This is a genomic window from Nocardia sp. NPDC102475, assembly GCF_055584605.1.
On sequence record NZ_JBVJLS010000002.1, the window covers coordinates 191,777 to 211,285 of the forward strand.

Below are 19,509 nucleotides of genomic sequence, written 5' to 3' on the forward strand. Positions count from 1 at the left end.
TTGAGCGCGATCCCACCAATCGGGTACGTGTTCGCGGTGGTCAGAGCCATAGAATTCGGCCCCTTTCGAAGACTTCGCCGCCACGCTGCGCGTGCAGACCGGCGGATTACGCTGGGAGAGAGGGAAGCTGAGGGAGCGCAGGGGCACCCCGGTACCGCGAAGTACGGATGCACCCTTAACGCGAATGTCACGCCGGTCGGTCGGTCGCGTCGGTCACTTGGTATGCACGCAGGCACGGGAATTACACGGCCTGCCGGGACTGGGATACTGCACAGAGCCAGGAACACCCAGGGGAACCCTGGTATCCACGCCAACAGCCACGTTGGGACCGCCCGAGTCCGCCTTTACCGGTCGGCTCTGTGTCATCGGAATATGTGCAGCGGCCCATCTGACGGGCGACGACCACGCGGGCAAGGCGTGTCACCCGTGTTGGTGCCTACGGGCGCAGCGACCAAGGGGGAGGTTGGCGAAAGCGCCAGAATCGTCGTAGGATCTCGTCCTACGGTGCGAGTCTGCTCATTTAGTCCCAGATTCTCACCCAGGCCCCGGACGGTGTTGGAGCACCTGCCGGGGCTGACTTGTATCAGGGACCTTAACACAAAGTTCGCGCCGCGCGCCGGTCACCTTTGAGTCAGGTATACGGTGCTGCCGGCCTGGTAGGCGTACACCCGGATCGCGCCGGAATCGCTGTAACTCGAGCCGTCTGCGTCGACCCAGCGCGCGGTGATGCCGTAGCGCCAGCCGAGCGCTGGATTACCTTGCGCGTCAACGAATCCTGGTTGGTCGACAGCGGGCAACCGCAGTAGGCCGCCGGTGTAGGACCACAGCGACGACAGCGGCGCACCGGTAGCCGTCCACGTGAGAGTGGGCGCTGCGGTGACCGTGATCGAGGTGAGGTGGTTGATGCTCGGTGCGTTCCACGGCCCAGTCACCGCGACCATGACGGGAGCGGTCATCAGCTGTGGACGGTGCCCGAGACGACGAAATCGACACTGCCCGTGATGGATGCCGACCCGCCGAGCATGTCGCCCGGTCCGAGCATCGCGCCCGTGACGTATCCAGTCAGCGGCAGTGAGGTATTCACCGCCAGCGAATAGCCGCTGAGCACTCGGTGAGTCTTGTCGCCGAATGTCTGCCCGGTCTTGGCGATGCCGAGATTCACGGTGATCGCCTGCCCGAACGTCGAGGCCGTGGGCAACGTCGCAGTCGTACCCGATGCGCCAGTGTCGGTGAAAGACGTTGAGCTGGTGTTGTATTTCAGGCCCTCGGCGCCGGACGCAGTGCCGCGCCACACGTTGTAACTGGTCGCGCCCGGGACCGCCGTCCATGACAGCGGTTGCGATGAGGTTGTGCCCGAAGTGGTCGCGGTGACCTCGTTGGAGGCCAGCGACTCCCCCGCCGCGTTGACCGCGGTCACCACCCAGAAATAGGTGTTGGCCGCCAGTGTGCCGCCCGACGACGAGGTAGTTCCCAAGGTCAAAGTCGTTGTCAGCGAAGCGGACATGTTGGTGATGACGCCATGCGTAATTTTCACCGAGGTCGACGCGGGCACGGTGTACGTCGCGATCTCGGTGGTCGTCAGCTGGCCAGAGATAAGGACTTGCGGAGAGATCGCCGCAGCGACCATGACGTTGTTGCCAGCCAATTCAGGCTCCTAGAACCATTGCCAGCGCAGCGGACTGCGCGGCGGTGAGCGTCGATGCAGGCGGTTGCCAGGTGGCGTTGCCACTCGCGTCGGATGTCAAGACGTTGCCCGCGAGCAGCGATCCGGCCGTCACCCGCAGCGCAGGCATGGCCACGGTGCCGGTGAAAGTCGGACTCGCCACCGGCGCCTTGCTGGCCAGGGCCGGGACCGTGGGCGCGGTCGCGCTGCCGCCGAGATCTCCGGCCAGCTGCACGCCGCCGACAACGCTCGAGGTCGCCGAAGGCGGTGTCTGCCACGTGGCGTTACCGCTCGCGTCGGACACCAAGACTTTGCCCGCTGCCGGGCTCGTGGTGACCTTCAAGGCGGGCGTGGTGGCCGTCCCTGTGAAAGTCGGATTCGCCACGGGAGCTTTGTTGGCCAAGGCCGGGACGGTGGGCGATGTCGCGGTGCCGCCGAGGTCTCCGGCCAGCTGTACCAAGCCGGGCGCGGAAGTGGTGGCGTTCGGCGCCGATGGGCCGGCAGCACCTGTAGCGCCCACCGTGCCGCCGACATAGAAGCCTTGGCCGTTGGCGGGCCACGCGGTACCGGACCACACGTAGACGCGACTATCGGCCTGGCAGATATAAGTGGCTCCGGCCGCCGAAAGGCCAAGCCCGGTAGGCAGATTCGAATACGCAGGCACCCAGCCGTTGAGCGCGACACCGCCGACCGGATACAGCGACGGTGCGGTGAAGATGCCGCCGTTGGTCGACAGGTAGACAACGCTCTGGTTCGCGAAAACCTGGATCGTGCCGGTTTCCTGGCCGTGGGTGCCGTCCGACAGCGTCCATGTCGTAGTGATCAGATAGGACCAGCCTGTGACGCCGCTGCCGGGCGCGGAGACGAAACCCGCCTGATCGACCGCCGGGAGCACAACCCATCCGGGGATCGGGCTTGTGTCGCACATGCTCGACAGCGGCTGACCGGTGGTGAGCCATGTCGCGGTGATCGTCGGCGAAACCTGCACCGATACCTGCGCGATCGGGTTGGCCGTCGACCCGGGCAGGCAACACACCTCGACTGCGGTCACGCCAGCGGGAATGCTCATACGGCCCTTTCGATTTCGGCCAACAGCTCAGGAGACATCGCGGGCGCGGGAATGTCGCGCTCATGCAAGACCGACACACAGTCGCGTATCACGGAGATCGCTTGCTGTAGCAGGCCGACGACGCGGATCTGTTCGCGCCGGTCGGCCTGCATCTCGGTTTTCAGTCCGCCGACTTCCCGGCGCAGCTCCTCGACCTCTTGGCGGTAAGGCTCGAGCAACTTGACGGCCGCGTCCGCGATAGCTGAGTCCGCCACGGCTTCGTCGCGGCGGTTCTCGGCATCGTCGCGTCGGCCGCCGCGCCAACTGCGAATCAGCTCCGCGCCGCCCGCGCCGCCGGCGAACGACAGCGCGGGCGCCAGGATCTCAGTCCACATCACCGGATCGGGTTCGCCTTCAAGATGTCGGCAACCGAAGCAATGACCGGGGCAACGACGTTCTCTGCCTGCTGAATCACCGGGTTGACCGCTGATTCAACCGCCCGAACCACAGGCGCGGCAACGGTCTGTGCGACCGCCTCGGCCAGTGGTGCCGACACGATCGGTGCGTCCGCAGTGGTCGACACCGCGTCGGCCGCCGCATGGGTCACGCTCTGCGCCGCGGCCAGGGCGTCACTCGCGGCCTGGGCGGGATCGGTCTTGGCTTCGGCCACGACTTTGCGTACCGCGACAGGTACGGCCGCGACATCGTGAGCGACCTTCTCGGCCTCGGCCAGCGCGGTCAGCGGTGAGTGCGCTACTTTCGCGGCCTCGGCCTTCCAGTCGATGTTGCGCACGTCGTGCGCGAAAGACTCGACGTCTTTGACGATGCCTTCCGCGGCGTCCGCGTCGGCCTGGATCATCGGCCCGTTCGCGGCGAGCCAAATACCGAACGTGGTGGCGCCGACGCTGACCGAGGTCAAGAAGGTGGTAGCGCCGGTCACCCAGCCGTACCCAGGGGGCAGGTAGTGCGACAGGGTCACGAATTCGGTTGTTACCGTGGTGATTCCGCCGACTGCGGCGAGGATGGATTTGGTGTATGCGCTGATGTTCACTTGGCTGCCCCGTTCGGGTTGAGGTCGACCGCGCCGGTAATGCCGTTGCGTGCAGCGGTTGCCGCTACGGCGTCGGCCACGGTGCGGTTGCCCAGCTGCGTCCAGCCGGGGTAGCTCGCGGCGACATTCAGCGAACCGTCCTCGTTGTGGACAGCGTTCCGTGAGCCGGTCAGCTGCTCACGGACGTCTTTGATGTCCGAGAGGCCGGGACCGACGTAGCCGATCAAAAAATCGGCCAGCCATTTGGTGACGCTCGCGGTGATCGCATCGACATCGGCTTGGGTGAGGGTCATATTCGTCGCCTCCTCAGAGGGGTTGATCGGGGGTGCACCGGCAAGCGACCATTGGCCGTAATCCGGTGTGACAGCTTCGTTTTCGTCGCACTGGACGCCACCTACCCAGGCGTATCCAATCCGCTGGTACAGGTTGGCGCGCGGTTCGCGGTTGCCGCCGGACCATGCGCCGGTCTGCCACGCCCAAGCCGCCGTCCCGTTGTCGAGCGCGCGACTGACAGGCCAGTAGCCGCCGTAGATGCCGACCCACTGTGCGCCGAGCACCGACGCTGCGCCGCGCAGGTAGTCATCGATCAGGGTCTGCTCGTCGGGGCTTGCGTCCCAGTCGGCCGAGAAGTAGATCGGCCGTTCAGCGGAGCCGCCGCACGCGAGCACTTGGGCGCGGGCGAGGGTCGCGTCATATGCGCCCGCCTCGTAGCCTTCGGTCATCCTGTTGGCGTAGGTCTCCCAATTGCTGACGATCTCAACGCCGTTGGCGCGCAAGTCGTCAGCCTCCCAAGGCAGCAGCTGTTTGCCGGGCAGGCTCGCGCCTCCGGGCGAGAGGTAGCGAACAACGAAGTCGTAGCCGCCCGATTTGATCGCGCCGCCACCGGGATATCCAGCGGCGTAGTCGAGTCCGAGAGTCATGTGTCACCTGACTTTGTGATGGATATTGCCGCCCAGATGCCTTTTCGGAGCTTTGGGCGGTTTTCGGTCTGCGCCGCCGGGCGGGTTGTAACCCTTCTTGTAGGGCCAATGCGGTAGCGGCTCGGCGGTCTTTGCCGCGTGTTCGATAGCGGCGTGGTGCGCGGGATGACGCAGCCGACGCCGGAGCGCTTCACGGTCGCCATCGTGTTCTTCGAGTTGGCGATCGTGAATGGCTTCATGGTCAGCGATGAACTGGTCCGTCCACGCCTCTGAGTCGGGGTCGGCGGGGTTTCGATGGATCGTCAGGTGGCAGTCGCTGCAAATGTGCTTACTCAAAGTTGTTGCCTATCAGGAGAAGTGGGTAACGACAACGATCTGCGCGCCTCCGCCTTGGCCGCCCGCAGCGCTCGATCCACCGGTTGAGTAGCCACCGCCGCCGCCGCCACCGCCGCCAGGGAATCCGCCATTGCCACCGACACCAGCTGTGCCGACGCCGACGCCTCCGCCCCCGCCCCCGCCCGAGCCCGGCGCGTAGATGCCCGAGGTTGTCGGCGAATTGCCATTACCCCCAGCACCGCCGCCAGACGTACCGCCGAGGCCGCCAGAAGAGAACTGGGCATCGTTGCCTGCGACACCGGGCGAGTTGCTTCCTCCGGCGCCACCAGAGACATCGACATAGGATTCCGAGCCGAAACCCTTCTGACCGGTCGCGATTGTCGTCGCCGACTGTCCGCCATGGCCGCCGCCTGCAGATAGGTAGCTACCGAATGTGCAGGTAGCGCCGTTGGCCCCGGCGTTGTTGTCGGCAGATCCGCCGAGGCCGCCGCTGGGCACAGTGACCGTCACGGTTGAAGTCAGAGAGGCGGCACTGAACGTGTACTTCGAATATCCGCCGCCGCCACCGCCGGACCCGGGGTAGCCATTTCCGGTGCCATGGCCTCCACCACCACCCGGGCCGATGTCGTACACGTCGATGGTTTTCGCTCCGGTCGGCATGGTCCAGGTGCCGTTGGCGTTGAAAATCTGGATGTTCGGCGCTTGCCCGGAGATCTGCACCTGGTTGTTCAGTTGCGTCACAGCGGGTTTGACCGCGCTCGGGTTACTCGACGCAGTACCGGTAATCGGGCCGGTCACACCTTGGGAGATGGATATCGCGCCGTTGACCGCGTTCGTGGCGTCTTGGCGTAGCTGCGCGGCCCACGCGGACAAATTGATGAATCCGCCGGTCGCGCCGGTAACCCAGTCGCAAATATTCGCGCCGATACCGTCGAGCAACGCTACGCCGAACGCACCGAAATTGACGCTCGGTGTGTAACTACTGCTCGATGTGTTGTCGTGGGTGACAGCCATTTACGTGGGCACGACTTCGACAGTGAAATAGCCGTTCGTGTTGATCGTCTGCCAAGAATCGGTCGTGGAATTGACCTGTGTGGCGATCAGATAGATTGTCGCGGTGGTGTTCGCCGCAACTTGGCCGTAGGTCGTGCTGCTGACGCTCTGACTGAATGCGGGCTGCACGGTCACCGGGTACGGTCCCGCACCATTCCAGCCGAGCCCGTAGCCGACGATATCGCCGGAGGCCGAATTGTTCAGGCGGACAACGCCGTCGACATGAGTATTGACTGTGCCCGTGGCATAGAATCCGCCGTGCACGATCGGCCGCCACGCATAAGGCTGCGCGGGAACACCGATGGTCGCGACGACATAGGTTTGGCCGTTGTTGTTGTACGGCGCCGAGAATGACGTATTGGGAACGTTGTACGGGACAGTGCGCTTCGCCGCGGAGATCGCCCATTTCGATGTCGCGTTATTCCAGTACAGCGTGTAACCGTCTGTCGCCGAGCCCGGCGGGCCGCCACTGACATCACTTGCACCGGAGATCGTGCCATTGGTTCCCGCCGCGCCTGTCGCGCCAGAGTTGACGTTGAGGTTCAGGTCGTAGACGCTGGCCGTGCCCGCCGTACCTGGCGTGACCAGGGTGAACGTCGAGGCCGGCGGCGTGGTGCCTGCAGTGTACTGGGTGACGTTGATGTTGCGCAGCGTCGGCGGCAAACCAGGCTGCCCCTGCACCAACGCTGGCAGATTGCTGACGCCACCGGACGGAGTGAGAGTCAGGGTGGCGATGCCGTTTTGTGCTGGGTCGGTAGCGCCGGTGAAAACCACCGACCCTTGCCAAACAATGGGAGTTGTCATCTATCACGCACCTAGTTCTGCGAAAGTAGTGCGACTTGCATCGCCGCCTCGAACCCGGTGATTTGCCTTTGCAGGCGTGCCCAGGGAGATTCGCGGCTCTTGTTGTCGCCGATATGCGCGATGAATTCCACGCGCTTCGAGCGGTCGTCGATGACGGTCGCTTTCATGAGGTAATCGGTGTACATTTTCCCGCGCCGCACCCACGAGGCGAGGTCCCCGATTTGAATGTCTTTACCAAACGCGTACGGCTGGCCATCGAATGTGACGAGTTCCCACGAGTAGTAACCGCGGCTATCCCACATGCCATTGAACAAGGCGAAGAATTCGGACAGCGTGTAGGCCGTGGAACCGGCCGCTACGAAGATCTCCGGATAGCCGTATGGACCGAGAGCGAAACGGCGCGGAGCGTTTTCGATCTCCTGGTAGGCGAGCACGACGTTATCGAAGATTCCGTCGAGCAAAGTGCTCGAAATACCCGCTAGGCCGATCGCCGTCAAAATCTCTGACAGCGCGAACTCTAGGACGAGGTCGATCAGCTTGTTGACCCATTGCGGGCTACGGCCGCCCGAGACCACGGTGTAGGCAAGCGGGTGGTGCGCGGTGGTGTGAAACTCTTTGACACCGCCGCGCGGGTGATCGGTGTAGATCGCCCACGGGCGTTGCCAGTGGAAACCGAATTGCGCGGCCAAATCTACGCCGGGCGGGGTGAATTCGGAGTTGGTGAACGGTGCCACCGACTCGCCGAACGCGCCCTCGGCGATATCGATTACCGTCGAGATGAGTCCGTCTACGAATGTTCCTGTAGGACCGGTGATACCGCTGCGGTCGGTGACCCGAACAACGATGGTCGGCACGCTCAGCGTGTACGCCGTGGTCGGTTGCGGCTCTCCGGGCAACCACAGATCCGCCGTCAAGGCGACGCCGTTGTCTTTGCAGATTTGGCCCGCCAGCGTGGCGACTGTCGCCATTTTGCTTGTGACGGCAACCCATTTCGACTGGTCGTGCAACGTGTCGACCGGCACCACTGCGATAGGCGTGAGAATGCCTTGGCCCATCAGCGCGGTAGCGAACCAAGCCGCGGGGTCCAAGATGTTGTTCAGGAACTCCCAGAGCCCGGATTGCAACCGAATTGCGCACTCGGTGACCATGGTGGCGAGCACAGAGCAGGCCGGACCGATGTAGACGGCCTCTTTCGGAAACTGCAGTTCGATCGGCGCCCACCACGCGGGCCACACCAGCAGCTTGTTAAACCAGTTCCAGTCCGAAAGGCATTGCAGCGTAACCGTGTCCACGCCGTCGACGCGGTCATCGCCCGCTGTATCGACTCGTCCGGACCACCGCAGATCGTTGACTTGAATGGTGATTCCGACAACGGTCCGAGCGCACGCCATCGCAGCCTCGGCTAGCGGGTCATCGCCTTTCATGACGATCGTCGCGGTGCCTACACCATTCAATTCGAATGTGGCTGTGCAGCTGATGTAGTCGCTGATTTCACCGAGAACCCGATAATGGTTGTCGTACATCGTGACGATGAATTGCGGTGCGACGTCGACCATTTCATCGGTGCGCGTCGACGCAATCGCGTCAGCTCGTGCGAAAATCTGCCTCGGGTCGATCGTGGTGAGATCGAAACCGGGGTTTGTCACTCAGGCCACTTCCGATACGGCGTGAGGCTGCCGACGATCGAGGTAAGACCCGGCGTCGCGCCAGTGACAGACACCGGGACTTGGATCGCGGCACCCGCGGGTACGCTCGCGGAGAAACGCCCGGTCAGCAGCGGATACAGATTGGTCTGCGTCGTCATTTCGACGATCGAGCGCTTACGCGGCAACGTGGTGATCAGCGCGGACTGCCCGGCGGTGAGCGGTCCGAAAATCACCGCGCCCACGTCGCCGTTGTTGCCGATCGTGAATGTGCCGGGACCTTGCACGAGATACCGCGGCCAGCCGTCTTGATCGCCGCGATTCCACAGCGGCAGCCAGCCATCATGGTTTTGGCCCGCCGGATCGATCAGAGTCGTTGCGGACGAGGCGGTCAGCTGCGAAGTCGAGTCGAACGACGCCCACAGTGGGTAGTCGGCGCGGCCGGTCCACATGAACTTTTGCGCCGTCAACATCGCGGGTGCCTGCCGAATGGTGTCGGTCAGCTCTTTGTGCAGACGCAGCGGAATCCACCACTCGCCCAACTCGGAGGTGAACCAGCACAGCCGGCCCGTGCGCCGCGCGTCCCACGAGTTCATCCATCCGCGCTGCACCCTGCGATATCCGGCGGGGGTATTGCCGGACAGGGTGATCGTCATGTCGATCTCGCCGACGTCGTACACCGCGTCCACCCAGTCCGCGCCGTCTTGCCGCGCGCCCTGTTTGTCCAAATGTTTGAACGGGGCCATCAAGCCCTTGATGTCGACTAGGCTCGCGCCTTCCTGCGCACCCGGGATCGGCGCGAGCCCGCCGGACAGAGGCCAGCGGGAGCCGTCGCAACCGACCCATGTGACGATCGAGGCGTTGTCGGACAACAGCGAATTGACCGCCCAAGGTGTCGGATTGCCTTGGGCGGGTGTGATATTCAACGGCATCTAGCGCGTCCCGCCGCCCATGTATGCGTTCATCTCGCGCACCCACTCTCTTGCCGCCTTGCGGAAATCTCCGTCGTGGATGTGCTGGTTCTCGACGTGCACCATCGACCGCAACTGATCGCCCAAGCCGTCCGCGGTGTCGCGGTTGGCGATGCGGTCGAGGTTGTCTTTCTGCCTCGGGTTGAGCACCGGTTCCGGCCGGCCTGTGAGGTTGTTGACCAGGCTCAGGCCGGTGCCGATCCAGCCGCCCTCGTCATGGGTCGGGGTGCCGTTGAGCATGTCGAGCAACGCCTGTGGGTAGCTGCCGGGCTTCGGTGCCGGCGCTGGCGCTGACTGGCCGCCCCAGCCCGGTTCGCGGCCACCGTTGAGGCTTGGCGACGGCGGGGTGCTGCCACCCCATCCCGGTTCGCGGCTTCCGCTCGGCGCGCTCGGCGCGGGCTGTGTAGGCACCTGCGATAGCGGTGAATGGTTGAGCGGGCTTGGAGGTTTCACCGGAACCATCCCCGGCGGTGATGCCGGGTGAGGGTCGGTGTCCAACTGCCCCATCGGGTTACCCGCCTGCGGATCGGTCCCGAGCGACGGCGTTGCCGCCGGCGCGGATTCGGAGCCGATGTAGTCGTCAGGTGTCGGCGTTGCGCTCAAGTCGTCGCCGATGTCTTCGGAGCCGGTGAGACCTGAGTCGTAGCTAGTGCCGGAGTCGTAGCCGGTACCGGTACCGGTACCGTCGTCGTCGGACGCCTGTTGGTCCAGCAGGTTTTGCGGGCCAACGTATTTCGCGTTGGCTGCGGCGTTGGCGATGCGGAACAGTGGCGACTTGTTCGGATCGGCAAACACGGAGTTTTCCAAGCCGAACGTCTCGAGCAAACCGGAGACCGCGAGCCCGCCGAGCTGTTGACCGAACTCGACAGGCGTCAACAGGTGGTTGGCGCTGCCCGTGCCGCTCTTGGTGGTATCGCCTTGCGCGGAACGCTCGCGGTAGGTCTGCGCCTTCGTCTCGAGGTCGGTTGCGTCGCTCGATGCTTTGCTCGCCTTGTCGCGGTAACCCTGGGCGCGCTCGGTCGCGGTTGCGGCTGCCTCCTGCGCGGTGGTCGCCGCCTCCTGCGCTTTCTGCGCCTCTTTCTCGTACTTCTTGCGGTCGACATCGAGGATCGCGTCAGCCGCCTTGCGCTGTGCTTCCGCCGCGTCGGCTTGGTGCTGGCGCATCTTCTCGAGATGCTTCGCCGCCGCCTGGTCAGCCTTTTTGGCGTCCTCGAGGTACTTGGCCGCCTGCTCTTTCTTCTTGGCCGCGTCCTCCGCTGCCTTGTCGGCCTGGGCGGCGTACTTGCCGCTGCCCGACGTCGAGTTCGCGCCCTTGCCCGTGTACGGCGGATTGAACATCTCGCCGGGAAGGAAGTAATGCTCGGTAAACTGCGGGTCGGTCACGTCGACCGCGGGGCCATCGATCGCGATATTGCCGTGGCTGCCACCGGATTCGAGGCGGTGTCCAGCCAGCCGTCCAGCCATGTGGCCCGACTGCCCCGGCTTCGGGTTGACGCCGAGCGAGAAAACGCCGCCCAACCCCTTCTTGAAGCCAAGGCTCAGGAAGTCCGAGACCGTGGTGAAGGCGCGGTGCACGGGCTTGCCCAACAGTTGGTCGTAGACGCCGGAAAGGAATCCGCTGCAATCCAATTCGCCATAGGTGTAGGGCGTTCCGGCGACGGAGTTGACCCAGGACAGGGCGCGGCGCACCGCAGTGTCGTTGGCCGCAGCGGTCTGCGTCAGGGTGGGCAGACTGCTCGGCGCACCCTCGCCGCGCCGTTCCGACCCGTAGACGCCGGTGTTCTTGCTGTCGAGCACGCCTTCCGGATCGGCGATACCGCCGCCCGCGTAGCCGTGGCCGTGACCCCAAACGCCGAGGATGTCGCCGTGGTATTTCCCGCGCATGTACCTGAGCGCGGCGTCCATGTTGGCCTTGCCATCGAGGCGGTCATTCGGGTCGTTCGGATTTCGGTACTGGGCGAAGGTTCCGGGGGTGACCTGCAACAGGCCAGCGGCTTCATTGCCTCCGCTGTTGACGTCGATGACCGTCTGAATCGCCTTCTCGTTGCCCGACGATTCGGTCTGGATCTGCGCCAACATCGCGTCGACATAGCGCTCAGGGGGGTTGAAACCGTTCTCGGCCAACGCTTGCAGCGCCATCGACTTCCAGCGCTGCGCACCGGGACCAGCGCTCGCGGTGCCGGAGGCCGAGCCGAGACCAACCCAACCTTTGACCGTGTCGATAGCGCCGTCGAGAACGTGCCGCGGGAACGAGACGATGGCGTCGCGGAATTTGCTGCTATCGCCAGGCGCGCCAAGAGCCTTGTCGATCCACTGTTGGAACAACTCGTTGAGCGCGGACACCGGATTGGCCACGATCTTGGCCTTGTCCGCTACCCAGTGCGCGGCATCGCCGATCGCGCCGAAGATTCCACCGCCCTCGGCGTGCGGAATACCCAGCCCGGCAGTCTCATTCGCGGACGGGCGGCCACGGCTGTACGCATGGTTGAGCGCCATGAATTTGCCCGGCCCGATCGCCTGCACCAATTCCGGCACCGCGACGCCTTCGCCGGGGCTGAGCATCGCGGGCACAGTGTCGCGGCCCGGCTGATACCCCGGCAGCACACCGCCGCCAGCGAAATTCAGGCTGATCGGGTCGAGGTGCCCTAGGTGGTCACCGAAGACACCGGAGACGCCATTCCACAGCTTGACGATTCCAGCGTTGTAAACGGTCTCGACCATAAACCGCACCGGGGCGGCGACAATTTCTTTCAGACCGTCCCAGATCTTCTTGATTCCGTCGACGTTCCCCGAAAAGAGATCCTTTACACCGCTGAGGATTTCACCAATTCCGTGACCGATATTCTTAAAAAAATCGATGAAGCCGCCGAGGTAGCCTTTGACTAGGTCGAGCTCGAATTTGAAGATCTTTTCGTAGATATCCGACCAGAGCATGTGCAGGAATTCGTACGTCTTGTTCCACGACTCGACGAATGCGCTACCAAGCCATTCGCCGAAACCTTTGATGTACTGCCAGCAATTGTCGATGATATTGCGGAACCACTCGAAATGGGTGTACGCGTAGACAACGCCCGCGACCACGGCTGCGATAGCGATGACGATCAGGCCAAGAGGATTGGCGGCCATCGCGGCGTCGAAAGCCAGCTGTACTGCTGTCCAAGCCTTGGTCGCCGCTGCGGCGATTCGTGCGCCGAGTTCGAATTCCCGGATCGCGACGGCCGCAGTCTTGATGCCTTGCCACGCGGAGACGAATGCCGAAACGGCTGCGGTTTTGAGAAGATTCATGACGCTGGCCGCCGCGTTGGCCGCTGCAGCACCGAAATCGACGATCGCCGTACCCGCGGTGCGCATACCTGCTGCGGCGGCAGTGCCTGCGGCTGATGCTCCGCGCGCTCCGGCTGCGGTGGCGTCGGCGGCGAGACTCCCGACGTAATTGAAACCCACAGCGCCGGCGCTGGCCAGGCCACTGCCGAGCGCGGAAATGCCCCGGCCTCCGGCGCCCAGCAGTCGAGCGGCTGCAGGTGCCCCGCCTGGCGCCATGAACATGCCGCCAATCGCGTTGGTCATTTTCACAGCGATCAGGGCCGCGGCGGCGCCCATAGACGCCTCGGTCACGTATTTCAGTGCCGTACCGTGCTGACCGAGCCAGCGCGTGCCGTCCGCCAGCGCTTTGACGAAGTCGGTCAATGGCTGGATGCCGGACTGACCTTCCTCGGTCAGGATTGACGAGATAGAGCCGCGCAGGTTGTGCAGCTGCGCCATCAATGTCTGCTGCGACTCTTCCGACCCTTTGGGTGCGCCGTTTGCGTCCGGGACGCCGAGCGTCGCCATGTCGTGGCGCTTGGATTGGAATTCTGCGTAGTTCTTGTTGGTTTGGCCGTTGGCCTCGACGCCGGTGACAATGTCGGACGCGGCGGAGAATGTCGGCATATCGCCGAAAGCCAATTTCATTGCCTGCTCGACCGACATGTCGTCGGCCAAGCCTTTGTTCATCGCGGACGAGAAGCCCGTGCTTTTGTCGTAGATCTTTTTCCACTGGCGCAACATGTTCTGCTGCGGCGCCGAGAGGTGGCCGACCATTTTGCCCCACGACTCGTCGGACTGGTCGCCGTTCGTGCGGAACTTTTCGGCGATCCTTTTAGAGACGCCGGTCGGGTCCATGGAGCCGAGCTGGTTGAATGCTTCCTGCTCAGCCTTTTCCGCGTCGGCGGAATGCTTGGCCGTGCCCATGTGGACTTGGCCGTCAGCGCCGCGCCGGGAAAGAATGGCTTGCTGAACGGCTTCCATCGTGCCGCCAAGCCCGACTTTCGGGTCGGCCATCATTTCTTGGATCTCGTTTTGCGTGAAACCCAATTGGTTGATAGTGCCCAGCTGCGGACCCTGCATCGACTGCATGGTCTGGATGGCGTGCGACCAGCGGTTGGCGGCGTCTTCGATGGACGCGCCGTGCTGTGTCGACATCGCGACGGCGGCGTTCATGTCGTCGATCGAGATGTGCGCGGTCTTCGCGGTCTTCTCGACTTGACCGATCGCGGCGGAATACGCCGACAAATTGGTTTTGGCGAGGAACACGGCCTCGACGCTCTTAGACATCGCCGACGACGACTGATCGACAGTGAAATTGAAGTCGTGCATGGTCGTCGTGAGCTGTTTGGCGGTCTCGTTCAGGTCGGCGTGCTCGGAGTGCGCGCCTTTGACCGAGGTGTCCAAGATCTTCATGGCGTCGTCGCCGCGGTAACCGGCCTGCTCGATCGAGCGCAATGCCTCGGCGATCGTGTCAGCCGAGTAGCCCCACTGCGATTGCAGGTCAAGGACTTTCGTCCGCATTGCGTCCATCGTCGCGTTGGACTCATCGCCCGTTGTCTGGACGAGACGCAGCTTCTCTTGCAGCTTCGCCGCGTGGTCGACGCCGATTGCGAACGCACCCGCCAAGCCGATTCCGACACCGAGAGTGACTTTCGATGCCGCTGTGGCTACCGCGCCCATCCCGCCGGCGACTGCGGCGTTCGCGGATGCCAAGTCGCGCTGGGCTTCCATCGCCCTGGCTTGCGCGGCGAGGTTTTCGTTCATCGACGCCGTTACCGCGCGCGTGTTGGCCTCTAGCGACCGCTGCGCGGCCTCGACCCGCCCCAACGCGTAGATAGCGCGGCTCGAGGTCTCTTCGTAGCCTTTCGCCAAGGTCTCCGCGTAGGCAGCCTGCGCGCCGGCGAGGCGGTTCGAGGCGTTGGCCTGCGCATCTTGCGCCCGCGCCATGCCTTCCATCGACCGCGCCACGCCGGCCTGGGCCGTGCGCATCGACTGTTCCATGCGCGCGGCATTGCGTTCGGCCGCGGTAGCAGCTGCGCCACCGACATTGCTTCCGAACGCGCCTTCGATGTCACGCCCGAGACGGTTGAAACGCCCTGTGACGCTCTGCATTACGGCCTGCAGTTCGGCCTGGTTCAGCCGTGGCAGGATGTCCATAAAGATCTTGGCGCCAGCACCACTCATGGGCGTTCACCTCCTGCCTTGCGTAGGGCTTCGCGCTTCGGGTCGGCTTCGGCGTCGAACGACCGTCCCGGCTGGGCGGGTGGCACGAATTCGCCGTGAAGTTGCGCGCGGAACAGTTCTTTGACTTGGGCGTCGGCCAGACGCTCGGCGTCCTCGACTTCTTGCTGCGCCGGAGAGAGCAACAGATGCGGCGTCATTTGCGCGCTGTGCGCGGCGGCGTAGTCGGCGCGATACAGCATCACTTCGTTGGCGATGCGCGCCATGACGTACTGATCGGAGGTCCAATCACCCTCGCGGGTGGCCTTTTTCAGCTCCGAATCGTCCGGCAGATATAGCAGCAGATTCCACACCCGCCGTGACGTGACGTCCCCCGGGCCATCGAGGAACGCCCACCGCCACCATTCGCGGATGTCGACGCCGTGATGCAGCGACAAGTCAGACTCGACCTGCCCCGGATACCGGCGTAGAACCTGTGCTACATCGCGGGTTTTGGGTCCGTGGCCCGATCGTCTTCGCCCTTGTCGGTCAAGTACTGCCACGCCAACACGACGTGGGCACTCTTGCCGCCACCGGCACGCAGCTTGGCGTGGTCTTCGGGACCGAGAATCGCCTTGGCGAATCGGATCGCGAACGGCTCGGCGGGCAGGCCGTTGATCGTCTCGAGCGTGCGCGTCTGCGCCTTGCCGTCGTCGTCGACGTATTCCTCGGTGTCCAGGTCGCGACGGCTCTGCACTCGCTCGATGTCGGAGAGGCGATCGTCGTCGACGGTGGCCGGGTGCGGAATGTAGAGGCTTGTACCGTCTTTCAGGTCGAGAGTGATGCCAGGCTTCTCGCCGAGCGCTTCGACGGCCTGAGCCTCGAATTCTTCGGCGGACATACGCAGGGCATTGGACTTTTTGGCGACTGCCATGATGAAAACTCCTCGGCTGTAAACGTTTTCGGCTGTACGTGAAGAAGGTCCGGCGGCGCGCCCAGCCGAAGAAGCGCGCCGCCGGGGTCTACTAGGTGGCGGTGATGACGTTCGAGTACGACGACGGGACCGACACAGACCCGTTGGAACCGGTTGCGGTGACGGTGAAGTCGTAAGTCGACGCCGGTGTCAGACCGGCCACGTTGACCGTCGCCGAGGTGCTCGAGGTCGAGACCACGGTGAGGTTGCCGCCGGTGACCGCCGACGCGGTGCCCGTGCCGCCTGGGGTCCGCTGGGTCGCCGTGTAGGTGAACGGCGAGTTGAGCGAGGCCGGAGGGGTGAACACGAGGTTGGCCGAATGTGCGGGAACCGCAGCGCCGAGAGTCGTGTTCGTGGTCGGCACCGACCCAGCGGAACCGGCCGCACCGGTATCGGTGTAGGTCGCGGTAGCGCCCGAGCTGATCGTGGTGACCAAGACGTTCTCACTGCTCGCAGCGGTACCGCGATACACCTTGTAACCGGTCGCGCCAGAGACGGCGGTCCAGTTCAAAGGCTGCGAGCTGGTCGAGCCGGTCGTGGTCGCGGTCAACTCGTTGCTACCGGTCGACTCACCCAGCGCGGTTGTCGCAGTGACCTTCCAGTAGTACGTACCCGCCGCCAAGGTTCCGCCCGAAGACGAGCCGGTGCCCAAGGTGATGACCGGAGCCGCCACAACGGGTGTAGCCACCGGGGTTCCGGGCGCGGTCGTGGTGCCACCAGACGCGCGCCATGCCGGACCTTCGCGGAACCGCTTCACCGCGAAACCGCTGAACGGATCGGGGTAGCTCGAGAACGTCAGGGTCGCCTCGACCGCGTTCTTGGCCGCGAACTCGAACTTGTCGACCTTCGTGACCAGCGCCCGCGGGTAGAGGATCGCGAAATACTCGTTCGAGCCTTTCGAGCCGTCCACGCCGAGGATGAGCACCTGGCGGTACAGCATCTGCGGCACGGTGGGCTTGGTGACCGAGTAGCCGATAGCACCGGTCCCGGCCAGGCTGTTGAGCGGCAAACCATAGTTCAGCTCGTCGATACGCGGGCCAGACTGCAAGAAGCTGACGACGCATTCCTCTTCGTCCACGGTCACGTCGGTACGCTGAGCCGTCCGCGACTGCCACGCCATCGTTTCGTTTGTGGTGTATTTCGGATTGAACTGCACACCATTCTCAGAAATGAGACCCGGGTCGTACCAACCGTCAGTGGTGAGCAAAGTCGACGACAAATTGCCGGTGATGGGATCGAATGGGCTGTAGGTCTGCAGCGAAGACGCCGAACCGTTGTAATCGCGAATGAGGAACGACCCGTACAAAGCTTTTGTGATACGGGTGGTGTTCCCAGCGAAAATGGAGTCCCACAAATTGTAGGCCATTGAATCTCCTAGCTAGGGTTGAGAATTCACCCGCGACTCGATGACATAGCGGCCCACGTAGAGCGCAATGTTTTCGTCGCGGTAGTTCACCCACGCCGGACCGTGGATGGTTGAGCACCGATCGATACGCACCGGCGAACCGGCCACCACCAAACCGGCCGTCGAGGGCCGAAGGGCGAGCATCATCGAATGCATTTGTCGCGCCGCCGTACTGGCGAGCGCTCGGCTGGAATGGAATACCGAGATTTCGACGATCGCGAATTCGGTGATCCTGTCGTCTCCACCACTGGCACGGGTGACCAAGACGAACGGAAATGTCGGGGTGTTCGGCATTTCGACCGCCACATTGCCCGGCGAAATCGGCCGCAGATAGCCGACGAGCAGTTCTTCGGTGTCGATATACACCGGTTAGTCGCCGCCGCCCAGGTCTTCACTGTCGATGCTGTAGCCCTGCGACTTCATGTAGGCGAGGGTGTGCATCATCGGCTCGGGCGGCGGGTTGTTGTTTTTGTTGGGGTTTTTGATGCCTTCGAGCCAGTACGACTTGTAATCAGTCGCCTCGACGCGGGCTTTGATGCGCGTCGGATTCTTGATCATTCGCATTCGGATCGAATCCCGGTAACTGCCGGGCTCATCGACATAGCCACTCTTGAGGGTGTGCGGCTTGCCTTCGCTCATATCGCCGTGCTTGTTGATCGGGGCAATCTCTTTCCAGTGCTCCATCGCCTCGTGACCCGCCTTCTCTACGGCGGCGAAGACGATCGAACTGTTTTTCAGGAAGTCGGCGATAAACGCGTGGTCGAGTTCGAAACTGGCGCCCATGATTCATCCCCTCGCTTTCCGGAGGATCACCGTGACGTGATGCGGATTGCCATTGCGATCGGTCCACAGCTGCGGGTCGCCGAAATCCTCGTAAACAACGCCGCGGTACTGAATGGCGTCTACAGGCTTCAGTGCCAATAGATCCGCGTCGACCGGGCAAAAGGCTTTCCACATTGAGATCGTGAGGTCGACATTGGATTGCGATTCCGTGGTGGACATCGCCTGGACGCTCACCCCGGTTTTGACGATCGGAGTCGTCGTCATCGAGGCAACACCGAGGCGATCGGCTGCGCCGGGCGTGCGGACGAGCAACGTAATGGTGTCGTTGCCCCAGTTCACGCAAGGCCCTGCTGCGAGTAAGCGTCGAGGATTTCCCGGTCTTGATCGCGCAGGAAAATGTGCGCGCCGCCGATCACCGGGTTTTGCGCCCAGACCGTATTGATTTCGCCGACCTTCTGCGAATGCACAAAGTCGGGGTTCACCTTGAGTTCGGCCGCGAGCCGAAGCACGAGATTTTGCAGGTCGTCAGGAATCGGGTTGTAGCCGTGGGTGTAGGTGACTTTCAGCGAAGCCGACAGCCGCGGCCACGTCGGATACGGGACGTTCGGCGAAGGGATCACCGGAGGCGTGATCGGGCTGACGTCGTAGAGTTGCCCGCGCTCGTTCCACTGATAGTTGGTCAGCGGCAGCCAATCGAACTGCCCAGTGGTCGGCGACAGCATCCATGCCGACACGGCGGTGACCGCAAGCACGGGCAACTCCGGCAGCTGCGCTGAACCATCCGGGCGCGGGTCGATGAGGATCGTTTCCGAGGCCACGTAGTCGATCCGCTGTTTGGTGTAGCGCCGCACGAAGTCCGAGGCGTATTGCAGCGGATCGAAACCCGCGGTCTGGTGTGCCGAGTCGACGAGATACGAACTCACTTGTTCACTCCGCCGGACTGTTCAGCGAGAGTGAACGCTCCCGAATTTTGAACGCTGCCATGCAGCTTGAAGACGTGCCGGGCCTCGTTGTATGCGCGTGCCTTGCGATCCATGTCGGCTTGCTGCGCTGTCTCGGCCGCCGCTTTGGCCGCCCATTTGGCGTGTGCCTCTTCTTGCGTCGCGGTGCGGATCACGTCGCGCTCGACATGGGTCACGCTGTCTCAGCCTTGGCGCGTGGCTTGGCTGCCCTCTTGCGTGGCGCGGCCACGACTTTCGTCTCCACCTCGTCCGGCTCGGGCTCGGGCTCGGCGTCGGGTTCGGAATTCAGCCATCGGCCGATGACCCGCGGATTCGGGCTCGAAGGCGCGATCAGAATCATGGTGTAGTCGTCGGCGTAATGCTCGGCCACGGCCACCTCCCAAAATTCAGGTTGGACGGCGCAACCTTGAATAGGAGTGACCCAAATTCAA

General features: G+C 63.5%; 20 protein-coding genes. All 20 read right to left on the reverse strand.

Annotation, left to right across the window (positions count from 1 at the left end; translation table 11 throughout):
* Positions 1 to 620: 620 nt before the first annotated feature.
* The 20 genes from ACZ60G_RS04020 to ACZ60G_RS04115 all read right to left on the reverse strand — a co-directional run bounded on the left by ACZ60G_RS04020 (position 621) and on the right by ACZ60G_RS04115 (position 19,448).
* Entirely contained in the window at positions 621 to 956 is a 336-nt protein-coding gene (locus tag ACZ60G_RS04020; protein ID WP_465807097.1) for a hypothetical protein, read from the reverse strand.
* A complete protein-coding gene (locus ACZ60G_RS04025; RefSeq protein ID WP_465807099.1) occupies positions 956 to 1,645 on the reverse strand; it encodes a hypothetical protein in 690 nt (229 codons plus the stop codon). Before ACZ60G_RS04025 ends, ACZ60G_RS04020 begins: the two co-directional genes overlap by 1 nt.
* 1 nt (position 1,646) lies before the next feature.
* On the reverse strand, positions 1,647 to 2,732 hold the full coding sequence (locus ACZ60G_RS04030; protein ID WP_465807101.1) for a hypothetical protein: 1,086 nt from the start codon (positions 2,730 to 2,732) through the stop codon (positions 1,647 to 1,649).
* On the reverse strand, positions 2,729 to 3,109 hold the full coding sequence (locus tag ACZ60G_RS04035) for a hypothetical protein (protein WP_465807103.1): 381 nt from the start codon (positions 3,107 to 3,109) through the stop codon (positions 2,729 to 2,731). The genes ACZ60G_RS04030 and ACZ60G_RS04035 overlap by 4 nt, the downstream gene beginning before the upstream one ends.
* Entirely contained in the window at positions 3,106 to 3,762 is a 657-nt protein-coding gene (locus ACZ60G_RS04040; RefSeq protein WP_465807105.1) for a hypothetical protein, read from the reverse strand. The genes ACZ60G_RS04035 and ACZ60G_RS04040 overlap by 4 nt, the downstream gene beginning before the upstream one ends.
* Entirely contained in the window at positions 3,759 to 4,682 is a 924-nt protein-coding gene (locus ACZ60G_RS04045; protein WP_465807106.1) for a DUF1906 domain-containing protein, read from the reverse strand. The genes ACZ60G_RS04040 and ACZ60G_RS04045 overlap by 4 nt, the downstream gene beginning before the upstream one ends.
* Positions 4,683 to 5,030: 348 nt before the next feature.
* The gene (locus ACZ60G_RS04050) at positions 5,031 to 6,032 is read right to left on the reverse strand and encodes a glycine-rich domain-containing protein (RefSeq protein ID WP_465807108.1); all 1,002 of its coding nucleotides are present in this window, start codon (positions 6,030 to 6,032) and stop codon (positions 5,031 to 5,033) included.
* On the reverse strand, positions 6,033 to 6,845 hold the full coding sequence (locus tag ACZ60G_RS04055) for a hypothetical protein (RefSeq protein WP_465807110.1): 813 nt from the start codon (positions 6,843 to 6,845) through the stop codon (positions 6,033 to 6,035).
* A gap of 41 nt (positions 6,846 to 6,886) precedes the next feature.
* Positions 6,887 to 8,521 (reverse strand): Gp37-like protein, encoded by a 1,635-nt coding sequence (locus tag ACZ60G_RS04060; protein WP_465807112.1) that lies wholly within the window; start codon positions 8,519 to 8,521, stop codon positions 6,887 to 6,889.
* A complete protein-coding gene (locus ACZ60G_RS04065; protein WP_465807114.1) occupies positions 8,518 to 9,450 on the reverse strand; it encodes a hypothetical protein in 933 nt (310 codons plus the stop codon). The genes ACZ60G_RS04060 and ACZ60G_RS04065 overlap by 4 nt, the downstream gene beginning before the upstream one ends.
* Entirely contained in the window at positions 9,451 to 14,979 is a 5,529-nt protein-coding gene (locus ACZ60G_RS04070; RefSeq protein WP_465807115.1) for a phage tail tape measure protein, read from the reverse strand.
* Positions 14,976 to 15,413, reverse strand: a complete 438-nt coding sequence (locus ACZ60G_RS04075) for a hypothetical protein (RefSeq protein ID WP_465807117.1) — start codon at positions 15,411 to 15,413, stop codon at positions 14,976 to 14,978. Before ACZ60G_RS04075 ends, ACZ60G_RS04070 begins: the two co-directional genes overlap by 4 nt.
* Positions 15,414 to 15,454: 41 nt before the next feature.
* Complete coding sequence (locus ACZ60G_RS04080) at positions 15,455 to 15,889, reverse strand: hypothetical protein (RefSeq protein ID WP_465807118.1); 435 nt, start codon at positions 15,887 to 15,889, stop codon at positions 15,455 to 15,457.
* Positions 15,890 to 15,980: 91 nt separating this feature from the next.
* Positions 15,981 to 17,294, reverse strand: coding sequence for a hypothetical protein (locus tag ACZ60G_RS04085; protein ID WP_465807120.1), 1,314 nt, complete (start codon positions 17,292 to 17,294; stop codon positions 15,981 to 15,983).
* A gap of 12 nt (positions 17,295 to 17,306) precedes the next feature.
* On the reverse strand, positions 17,307 to 17,699 hold the full coding sequence (locus ACZ60G_RS04090; RefSeq protein ID WP_465807122.1) for a hypothetical protein: 393 nt from the start codon (positions 17,697 to 17,699) through the stop codon (positions 17,307 to 17,309).
* Positions 17,700 to 17,702: 3 nt separating this feature from the next.
* Positions 17,703 to 18,116, reverse strand: a complete 414-nt coding sequence (locus tag ACZ60G_RS04095; RefSeq protein WP_465807124.1) for a hypothetical protein — start codon at positions 18,114 to 18,116, stop codon at positions 17,703 to 17,705.
* 3 nt (positions 18,117 to 18,119) lie between these two features.
* Positions 18,120 to 18,455 carry a hypothetical protein gene (locus ACZ60G_RS04100; RefSeq protein WP_465807125.1) on the reverse strand — a complete coding sequence of 112 codons (336 nt, stop codon included), beginning with the start codon at positions 18,453 to 18,455 and terminating at the stop codon, positions 18,120 to 18,122.
* Positions 18,452 to 18,967, reverse strand: a complete 516-nt coding sequence (locus ACZ60G_RS04105) for a hypothetical protein (protein ID WP_465807127.1) — start codon at positions 18,965 to 18,967, stop codon at positions 18,452 to 18,454. Before ACZ60G_RS04105 ends, ACZ60G_RS04100 begins: the two co-directional genes overlap by 4 nt.
* Before the next feature lie 68 nt (positions 18,968 to 19,035).
* The gene (locus tag ACZ60G_RS04110) at positions 19,036 to 19,254 is read right to left on the reverse strand and encodes a hypothetical protein (protein ID WP_465807129.1); all 219 of its coding nucleotides are present in this window, start codon (positions 19,252 to 19,254) and stop codon (positions 19,036 to 19,038) included.
* Positions 19,251 to 19,448: a hypothetical protein gene (locus ACZ60G_RS04115; RefSeq protein WP_465807130.1), complete on the reverse strand. Its 198-nt coding sequence runs from the start codon at positions 19,446 to 19,448 to the stop codon at positions 19,251 to 19,253. The genes ACZ60G_RS04110 and ACZ60G_RS04115 overlap by 4 nt, the downstream gene beginning before the upstream one ends.
* Positions 19,449 to 19,509 lie beyond the last annotated feature (61 nt).